The 8,475-nt window shown below is 38.3% G+C and carries 11 protein-coding genes, 1 pseudogene and 1 riboswitch; of the genes and pseudogenes, 8 read left to right on the forward strand and 4 right to left on the reverse strand.

The features are described from left to right. The 8 genes and pseudogenes from HT723_RS09155 to HT723_RS09190 all read left to right on the forward strand — a co-directional run. A pseudogene (locus tag HT723_RS09155) lies at positions 1-363 on the forward strand (virulence-associated protein E); the annotation flags it as partial. Between the two features lie 403 nt (positions 364-766). Beyond that, positions 767-925 carry a DUF2292 domain-containing protein gene (locus HT723_RS09160; RefSeq protein ID WP_014017183.1) on the forward strand — a complete coding sequence of 53 codons (159 nt, stop codon included), beginning with the start codon at positions 767-769 and terminating at the stop codon, positions 923-925. A gap of 23 nt (positions 926-948) precedes the next feature. Beyond that, positions 949-1,608: a hypothetical protein gene (locus HT723_RS09165; RefSeq protein ID WP_138705622.1), complete on the forward strand. Its 660-nt coding sequence runs from the start codon at positions 949-951 to the stop codon at positions 1,606-1,608. After that, positions 1,608-1,847, forward strand: coding sequence for a hypothetical protein (locus tag HT723_RS09170; protein ID WP_023935898.1), 240 nt, complete (start codon positions 1,608-1,610; stop codon positions 1,845-1,847). The genes HT723_RS09165 and HT723_RS09170 overlap by 1 nt, the downstream gene beginning before the upstream one ends. A 176-nt stretch (positions 1,848-2,023) precedes the next feature. Continuing rightward, positions 2,024-2,365 (forward strand): hypothetical protein, encoded by a 342-nt coding sequence (locus HT723_RS09175; RefSeq protein WP_000035040.1) that lies wholly within the window; start codon positions 2,024-2,026, stop codon positions 2,363-2,365. Further along, positions 2,352-2,600, forward strand: coding sequence for a hypothetical protein (locus HT723_RS09180; protein ID WP_000644290.1), 249 nt, complete (start codon positions 2,352-2,354; stop codon positions 2,598-2,600). Before HT723_RS09175 ends, HT723_RS09180 begins: the two co-directional genes overlap by 14 nt. A gap of 127 nt (positions 2,601-2,727) precedes the next feature. Beyond that, the gene (locus HT723_RS09185; protein ID WP_172935071.1) at positions 2,728-3,120 is read left to right on the forward strand and encodes a transcriptional regulator; all 393 of its coding nucleotides are present in this window, start codon (positions 2,728-2,730) and stop codon (positions 3,118-3,120) included. Between the two features lie 248 nt (positions 3,121-3,368). Continuing rightward, positions 3,369-4,490, forward strand: a complete 1,122-nt coding sequence (locus HT723_RS09190) for a Sau3AI family type II restriction endonuclease (protein ID WP_240154963.1) — start codon at positions 3,369-3,371, stop codon at positions 4,488-4,490. 55 nt (positions 4,491-4,545) lie between these two features. Here HT723_RS09190 and HT723_RS09195 read toward each other — a convergent pair whose 3' ends face one another. The 4 genes from HT723_RS09195 to HT723_RS09210 all read right to left on the reverse strand — a co-directional run bounded on the left by HT723_RS09195 (position 4,546) and on the right by HT723_RS09210 (position 8,375). Then, a complete protein-coding gene (locus HT723_RS09195) occupies positions 4,546-5,808 on the reverse strand; it encodes a nucleobase:cation symporter-2 family protein (RefSeq protein WP_172935072.1) in 1,263 nt (420 codons plus the stop codon). Next, positions 5,808-6,389 (reverse strand): xanthine phosphoribosyltransferase, encoded by a 582-nt coding sequence (locus tag HT723_RS09200; protein ID WP_172935073.1) that lies wholly within the window; start codon positions 6,387-6,389, stop codon positions 5,808-5,810. The genes HT723_RS09195 and HT723_RS09200 overlap by 1 nt, the downstream gene beginning before the upstream one ends. A gap of 325 nt (positions 6,390-6,714) precedes the next feature. Next, positions 6,715-6,810, reverse strand: a riboswitch (purine riboswitch). Between the two features lie 339 nt (positions 6,811-7,149). After that, positions 7,150-7,536 (reverse strand): VOC family protein, encoded by a 387-nt coding sequence (locus HT723_RS09205; protein ID WP_172935074.1) that lies wholly within the window; start codon positions 7,534-7,536, stop codon positions 7,150-7,152. 11 nt (positions 7,537-7,547) lie between these two features. After that, on the reverse strand, positions 7,548-8,375 hold the full coding sequence (locus HT723_RS09210; protein ID WP_172935075.1) for an exodeoxyribonuclease III: 828 nt from the start codon (positions 8,373-8,375) through the stop codon (positions 7,548-7,550). Positions 8,376-8,475 lie beyond the last annotated feature (100 nt).

Genomic DNA, 8,475 nt, shown 5'->3' on the forward strand with positions numbered 1-8,475 from the left:
GATGAAACCCTTGAGGATTTGGAGCGCTATTTAGGCACTCCTTACCCAAAAAGAATGTATCAGTTCCCCCCGACAGATAGAACAAGATATTATTACATTTACGACATGATAAATCATGGCTATCATATGGGCGCAAACGGTGTAGAAATTACCCTAGATATTGAAAAGTATGGGGAACTAGTGGAACGTGACAAGATGGCTATTAATTTATTTTTCACAGAGGTATATCCGGATAAGATACCGAACGTAAAGGATAAAAACAAGATTAAAAAAATCATGCAAAGTAAAGAGGATTGGGAAGCAAGGGAGTCCTTGCGATTTGGCAAAAGTATCAAACGCGGATTTGCTAAAATAAAAAAATAAAGTGTAGACAGTGTAGCCAAAAGATAAAAAAACGGCTACGCTGAAAACCCTTGATACTGTAAGGGTTTCAAAGAGGTGTAGACAAGACAAAAAAACGGCTACACCCCTAAACCCTTGATATTACTGAATTTTTAATATAAATGTAGCCAAAATATATATTTTATAAAAGTATATATAATTAAATACCTAATACGTTATTTATATATTTTTTTGAGATGAAACGGCTACACGGCTACACAAGGCGAAAACCCTTGGGGCTGTAAGGCGGAATGCGTAGCCGCTAGATATTCAAAAATGGCTACACTTTGCCCAAAACCTAAAATAAAATGGGGTAGATAGTACCGACCCCCTTGCAATGGTGTAACTACTAGTGACACCCTTAAAACAGATGAAAGGATAACGAATGGAGATACAAAATGGCTTTATTTATTTCAAAAGTTATGGTATAATAAAATTGTTAGAGATTCCAAGATTTGGGAGTATCACGCTTAAAATACAAGACGGCGAGATTGTCTCCAGCGTGGAATCTAAAACAATAATATTTAAAAAGAATACTGACTGAAAAAATCAGAGGTATAGCATAAAGTGGAGCAATCTATTTTGGCTATGTCTCTTTTGTTTTTGGGAAGATTGGAGGAAAAAGAAATGCCAACATTGCAAGAAGTGAAAAACCAGATGGACAAAGTACGGACTCAATTAGAGATTTTTGATCGCTTTGATGAGGAAATCAAGAAAGCAGAAAAAGAAGTTAAGGATATCAAATCCAAGAAAGCAGATGTACAAACATTTGAAGATTTTCAAGCTATTAACGTAAAAGAAAAGTATATTGCTGATATGAAAGAGCAAAGAACAAAACTTGAGAAAGAACGGATTGACTCAATCGTAGCAGACGCTAGAAAAATTAATGCATCAGGTTATTTAGGAACTGCATTAGAGCAAGATGAAACAGTGAAGCGCCAGCGCCAAGAAATCAAGCAGAAATCTATTGAGCTTTTGGAATTGATTGCAAATTATAACGAAAATTACAAAAATACTGCTGAAAGATTGGCGGATGAGGTAAGAGAAACAGGTATCGAAGAGTTATTTGACCGCCTGAATACATCTCCAGAATATAGTGGAGTAAGTAAGCCTTACATTTATAGTGGTGTAACTGGTTATATGGGAAGCCAATACCGCTATTTAGATCCCAAAGATGATTTAGCATATTTTGTGAATCGTATTAACTATTTTGAAGGAGAACAATAATGAAAGATGAACATAAACAACTATTTCAAGAAATCGAAGAAGAGAAGAGACAAGCTGACTTACTGCAGGGGCTTGCAAAGAACGTAGAAAGTATTTCAAAATCTTACGAAGAGGAAGCTGTAACTCTTGAAGAGTTTAAAGCTATGGGCTACAAGCGTAGACATGAACTATATGAGAAGGATAAAGCCCTATATGATAAACTACTGGGCAAAGAAAGACGTGGTTTATTAGGTTTGTGATGTGGAGGGGAGCAATCCCCTTTTTTTACATAAATCAGACAGAATTACACACGAGGTAGGGGAATGGTTAGAAGTTTAAAAGCAAGACTAGAAAAGTTAGAAGAACTAAAAAGAATGGTAGAAGAAAGCGAGGTGACTAGTATTTGACAGAATTAAGCAGAAAAAAAGAAATATTTATGGCCAATTATCTCATGACTGGGAATGTAAAAAAAGCTAGTGAATTAAGTGAAATCACCAGAAAGACGGCTTATAATTACTTGAACGATGCAACCTTTAAGAGAATTTACCGTGAAAGACGTAGCGAACAACTTAAAGAAGCGACTACACTTTTACAGAATGCAAGCGTTGAGGCGGTAAACGTGTTGAGGGAAATCATGCTTGATAAGACAGTAAGCCCGTATGCTAGACAACAGAGCGCCCAGAGCGTTTTAAACATGGCTTATAAAGCAGTTGAAATGGTTGAGGTAGTGGAGCAATTAGAAGTATTAGAGGCTAAGATACTAAATGAAGGCGATTAAAAACCGTTTAAATAAGTTGAATAAGTTAGCTGTGATTGATGAAGTCGATACCGTGTTTTTGACGCAGATTGATACCGGACATTTTGAGGTAAGATATAGGATAGGTGGAAAAAATTCCAAAGATATTATAGAAGTCTATCCGACAAAAGAAGCAGCAGAAGAAGGTATTTCACGAATTAAAGATACAAAAGGATTGCGGATATTCTGGGATAATATAGGTTTTTGTGATGATTAGAGCTTTTCAGTTATCAATCAGATAAGGAGAATATCCTTGAACGCCGAGAAAATGCAAAAAAAAGCCAGCACAGCTGACTCCTTTGTGATATTCCGATAAAAATATTATATCATAAAGGAGCGAACTAATGGAGCTGGATAAGTTTAAAACGATGATGAACGTTAGAAAGCGGATGACTTACTTTCTGAGATTTCAGAGGATGGCAGGAAGTGAAAACCAAGTTACAATAGACGAAGAGGATTGGAAACTTGTCTTACCTGATCAGTGGCATTTGAGCGGTGAGCATGAAAAAGCAATCCGTGAGGGATTGGAAATATTCGCCAACGATATCAATAAGATAGAGAACAAGCGAGCCAGAAAATATTTCATTATCCATTATTGCTATATGAGAAAGAAAACAATGAGCGAATGCGTAGAAATGGCAAGTACTAGCTTCACTAGCTACCACCGATACAAACAGATAGCCGTCTTAAACTTTGCGAGAATCCACCAGAACGGAGAACTGGAAGTATATAAGTAAGTGTATATCATCTTGATAGGATATTTTGCCCTATCGTCTTTATCGTGTTATAATATACCTATCAGCAATCAGCAATAAAAAAAGCACGTTTGACCGTGCTAGTTTCTTGCCTGCTGAACTCGTCATTTATTGCCCTTTTTGAGGGGCTTTTTTTGTGGACTTTTTGAGAATTTTTAAGACCTTTTAATGATATTTAATCAAATGTGATTTTTCAAAAAATCAGTAATATCAAGGGTTTAGACACTTTAATGAATCTTAAAAATTTGTCATCTCTATTTTTATGGAAAAAATGTGCAAAGATTTTGTTATTGTTTTACAATGGCTTAATTCCCAATCAAACAATGAAGGACTATGTCATTGAAAAAATATTTTTATATGAATGGTTTGAGGAGGATATGGCAGTCATCCTTGAAGACTATCAGAAGATTACAGATAAAATCAAAAATGGAAGGGCACATGAATTATCAGAATCAGATGGAAACTATTTATCAACTTGTACAAAAGGTGCAGGTAAAGGAAAGGATTTAAGACAGCAACCATTTAGTCATGAATTAGCAAAACAAAGAGCTTGGGAATTAAAATCAAGTTATATGACCTATCTGATTAATCATAAAATCTTTAACCAATCAGATCAAGAAAGTGTTTTGGCTAATTTTAGGGGTGAAAAAAAGTCATTTACTGAGGTTATTGCAGAGAAGATTCTTTCCTACAAAGGTTTCTCTGAACAAAAGTTATATGATAGATTTGAAGTGAATCCCAAGGCAAAAGGTAAGAATAGTACTCTGATTAGAAAAATTTTAGGCTTGACAGGGGATTTGGATAAGACCAAAGAATTTCAAAAAGCAAACATGAATTTGAGAGTTATTCGAGTAGATAAGAATAATTTACCTAAGGAAGACTCTCCATTTAAAACTTATTGTTTTAAAGAACTAGCAGCAACAGATAGTTGGGAATCATCACATGTTTATAATGAAATTTATAATAAACGATTCCTTTTCGTTATTTTTAAGGAAATTGAACCTAAGCTATTTGTATTAGATTCTATCAAATTTTGGGGATTTCAGGATAGACAATTAGAAGAAATCCAAAGAGTGTGGCAGGAAACTAGACAAATTATTTCTGACGGAGTTAAATTAACTCAAAATGGTAATAAAGTTTCAACTAATTTCCCTCAAAGTAAGATAAATAGAATTCTATTTACGAAATTACATGCTACCAATGCTTACTATGAAATTGAAAAAGGAAAATTTGTTGGGAAAGGCTCATTATCTGATACAGATGAACTTCCAGATGGACGTAGGATTACAAAACACTCCTTTTGGATGCCTAAGAAGTTTATAAAAGAAATATTAGATGGGAATTGGGATTGATAGTATTTATAATCAATTTGTGATAAACTAAAAAAGAGGCTCGCACCTCTTTTTCTTATTTCTTTTTATGATTTAATACGGCATTGAGGACAATGGCAAGTAGGCTGGCTACGACGATTCCGTTTGAGAAGAACATTTGGAAGGCTGTCGGCATGCTGACAAAGAGATTGCTGTTATTTAGACCGACACCTGCAGCGATTGAAACAGCTGCGATAAGGAAGTTGTGTTCATTGTTAGCAAAGTCAACACGGGCGAGGATTTGCATCCCTTGAATGGATACAAAACCAAACATCACCAGCATGGCACCACCGAGGACAGGGCTTGGAATGATTTGGGCAAGGGCGCCAAACTTAGGAAGCAGTCCAAGGATAACCAGGAAACCAGCTGCGTAGTAGATTGGCAGACGAGTCTTGATACCTGACAATTTAACCAACCCAACGTTTTGTGAAAATCCGGTGTAAGGGAAGGTGTTAAAGATTCCTCCGAGAAGTACGGCCAAACCTTCTGCGCGGTAACCGTTGCGCAGGCGCGTGCTGTCGATTGGATCTTTTGTGATATCAGACAAGGCCAGATAAACACCAGTAGACTCAACCATAGACACCGTTGCGATGATACACATCATGACAATAGATGAGATTTCAAAGGTTGGCATCCCAAAGTAGAGGGGAGTTGGGACATGGACAAGTGGTGCTGCCGCGACAGGAGAGAAATCAACCAAGCCCATGCTAGCAGCAATGGCAGTTCCAACAACCAAACCAATCAAAATAGAGATAGACTTGATAAATCCTTTGGTAAAGATGTTAATCAAGAGGATAATCAAAACAGTGATAGCTGCAAGCAAGAGACTTTGACCAGTTGGCTCTGGAACGTTATTTCCCATATTTCCAATAGCAACAGGAATCAAGGTTAAACCAATCGTGGTAATAACAGATCCTGTTACGATAGATGGGAAGAGATTGGCCACTTTTGAGAAGATGCCTGAAACAAGAACCACGTAAATCCCTGATGCGATAAGGGCACCAAACATAGCACCACTACCATGGCTTTGCCCAATCATAATCAAGGGAGCTACCGACTGGAAGGCAACTCCAAGAACGACTGGGAGTCCAATGCCAAAGTATTTGTTGAGTTGGAGTTGGAGGAAGGTTGCCACCCCACACATGAAGATATCTGTGGAAATCAGGTAGGTCAACTGCTCAGTTGAATAGCCAAGGGCTGTCGCAATCATGATGGGAACCAGGATGGATCCTGAGTACATGGCTAGTAAGTGCTGCAAGCCAAGAACGGCTGCTTGCGAGTGTTTTTCTTGAGTTTGCATTAGAGATCTGCCTCCTTAAATACGACTTGACCATTTTCAAAACGATCCAAACGAGCGAGTGATAGAACAGGGTAGCCTGCTTCTTCAAGCAAATCACGGCCATCTTGGAAAGATTTTTCAATCACGATACCGATAGCTTCGACTGTGGCTCCGGCCTGTTCGATGATTTGAATCAAGCCTTTGGCAGCTTGGCCATTAGCAAGGAAATCGTCGATAATCAAAACCTTGTCCTCTGGTGAGAGGAATTTTCCAGCGATAGAAACGGTGCTGGTTACCTGCTTGGTAAAGGAGTAAACTTGGGCAGTTAAGATGCCTTCGTTCATAGTGATGTTTTTAGCTTTTTTAGCGAAAATCATGGGAACGTTTAAGGCTTCCGCTGTAAAAATGGCTGGGGCAATACCTGACGCTTCAATGGTCACGACTTTGGTAATACCAGCAGAAGCAAATTTTTCCGCAAAAACCTTACCAATCTCTCGCATCAAGCTAAAGTCAACTTGGTGGGTTAAAAAGGAATCCACCTTGAGGATACTATCACCCAAGATATGCCCATCCTTGAGGATGCGCTCTTCTAATAATTTCATAAGACCTCCTAAAGTCTAAAAGCCAGTTTACTTGTTGGTTAAATGTTTCTATAGTGATCCAGTTTGCTAGTACTATATATTTGATAAATCTAGTACGAGCGAAGCGAGTCTTATCAAATATTTCCCGTTGTAGTGGTATCATAGACAATAATCTTGTTATTGTCTATGACGGGATTTTTGAGACTTTTGGCTCAAAAATTAGGGATGAAATTCCGGAGGAAGTTGCTCCCGTCCGCACTAATTAAGGGAAATATTAAAAATATTCAAAAAGGACCTACTTAATCTCTAAGTAAGTCCCCAAAATAGGCATGGTAAAAACGCCATACCTTACTTCTGACTTACTTATTGTTAGGTGTTCTGGCACCTTGTAGAAACGTCGTGCCAATTCACGACATAAACAAGTAAAATGATATTTAATTTAAAATAGGCTTGTGCCAATGTTTTTATTTTACACTAAATAACTTTAGAAATCAAATGTTTTGTTAGTGTTTTGGTTTAAAAAACGAACAAATGTAATAAAAATAGGCAAAAATTAACTTATTGGCTAACATTTATACTCAATGAAAATCAAAGAGCAAACCAGGAAGCTAGCCGCAGGCTGTACTTGAGTACGGTAAGGCGACGCTGACGTGGTTTGAATTTGATTTTCGAAGAGTATTAGAAGATTTTTTCATCATAAAAGACATATTATCAAGATTTTTCAAGACTTAACAATATGCCTCTTTCTAACTTTAAAGACTTTTTCCCAATCTTTATTGTTCTACTCGCTAAATCTTAAAAAATAGCCATCTGGATCCAAAACTGCAAATTCATGAGGATATATAAAGCTATCTCCTACTCGAAATTCTCTTTTAGTCAAAGGATGATGAATAGGATAGTTAGCTTCCAGCAGTTTTTGGTGGAGCTGAGGAACATCTGTAATGCCAAAGGAAATATTGACACCGCGCCCGAATGGATAGGTCAGCTGAGCTAATTCTTCTGCGCTGCCTTCTTCTAGCATAAGTTGGCAGTCTTCAAGCGAGAGGAAGAGAAATTTCTCCTCTGGACGCTCGTATTCGACAGAGAATCCTAGCAGGTCGCAGTAGAAGTGGCGTGATTTTTCGATGTCAGATACTACAAGTTCAGGAATGACAGCTTGATAGTCCATTCGTTTTCTCCTTAGAGTTCAATTTCCAAGACAATCGGTGTGTGGTCTTGGCGAGCTCCTGAGTCAATCATGTCTGACTTGGTCACCTTGTCAGCGATGCGGTTACTTGTGAGCCAGTAGTCGATTCTCCAGCCTGTATTGTTGATTTTAGAAGTCTTGCTGCGTTGTGCCCACCAAGTGTAGCGTTCTGGAACATCGCCGTGAACATGACGGAAAGTATCGGTAAATCCTGTTGCCAAAAGGTTGGTAAATCCAGCACGTTCCTCGTCGGTAAATCCTGGTGAACGGCGGTTGCTGGCAGGATTTGCAAGGTCGATTTCATTGTGGGCTACGTTATAGTCACCGGTCGCAAGGACTGGTTTTTCTTTGTCTAGTCCAGCCAAGTACTCCGCATATTTGATATCCCAGATTTGGCGTTCTTCCAAGCGTTTGAGACCGTCGCCAGCGTTTGGAGTGTAAACTTGGGTCACGAAAAATTCATCAAATTCCAAGGTGATGATACGACCTTCCAAGTCCATGGTAGAAGGGGCACCGATTTCTGGGAAGCTGATAGTAGGTGTAAGTTCTTTCTTATAAAGGAACATGGTTCCAGCATAGCCTTTACGGGCAGGCTCTCGGGAAGAGCGCCACGTGTTTTCGTAGTCTGGGAAGAGTTCTTCTAAAATTTCCAGATGTTTCTTTGTAGGGCCCTTGGCAGAAAGCTTGGTTTCTTGGATAGCAATGATATCAGCATTTTCAGCGACCAAGGTTTGTAGGACTTCTTGGGACAATTTTGCACGAGCTGAGTCACTCGTTAGGGCAGCATTGAGGGAATCAATATTCCATGAGATAAGTTTCATAAAGTTACCTTTTTCATTCAGATTATAGATTTTATTATACCAAAAAAAGGTCTATTTCCCCAACGTATGGTTTGAAAAATCACTCCCGACTTTATCACTT

Origin of the sequence: Streptococcus sp. 2106, assembly GCF_013277315.1 — a bacterium.
Lineage (GTDB): Bacteria > Bacillota > Bacilli > Lactobacillales > Streptococcaceae > Streptococcus > Streptococcus pseudopneumoniae.

Bases quoted from the DNA above. Each gene is read 5' to 3' on its own strand.
- HT723_RS09160 (WP_014017183.1), top strand. From the start codon at position 767: ATGGAGATACAAAATGGCTTTATTTATTTCAAAAGTTATGGTATAATA.
- HT723_RS09170 (WP_023935898.1), top strand. From the start codon at position 1,608: ATGAAAGATGAACATAAACAACTATTTCAAGAAATCGAAGAAGAGAAG.
- HT723_RS09175 (WP_000035040.1), top strand. From the start codon at position 2,024: ATGGCCAATTATCTCATGACTGGGAATGTAAAAAAAGCTAGTGAATTA.
- HT723_RS09180 (WP_000644290.1), top strand. From the start codon at position 2,352: ATGAAGGCGATTAAAAACCGTTTAAATAAGTTGAATAAGTTAGCTGTG.
- HT723_RS09185 (WP_172935071.1), top strand. From the start codon at position 2,728: ATGGAGCTGGATAAGTTTAAAACGATGATGAACGTTAGAAAGCGGATG.
- HT723_RS09190 (WP_240154963.1), top strand. From the start codon at position 3,369: ATGAATCTTAAAAATTTGTCATCTCTATTTTTATGGAAAAAATGTGCA.
- HT723_RS09195 (WP_172935072.1), bottom strand. From the start codon at position 5,808: ATGCAAACTCAAGAAAAACACTCGCAAGCAGCCGTTCTTGGCTTGCAG.
- HT723_RS09200 (WP_172935073.1), bottom strand. From the start codon at position 6,389: ATGAAATTATTAGAAGAGCGCATCCTCAAGGATGGGCATATCTTGGGT.
- HT723_RS09205 (WP_172935074.1), bottom strand. From the start codon at position 7,536: ATGGACTATCAAGCTGTCATTCCTGAACTTGTAGTATCTGACATCGAA.
- HT723_RS09210 (WP_172935075.1), bottom strand. From the start codon at position 8,375: ATGAAACTTATCTCATGGAATATTGATTCCCTCAATGCTGCCCTAACG.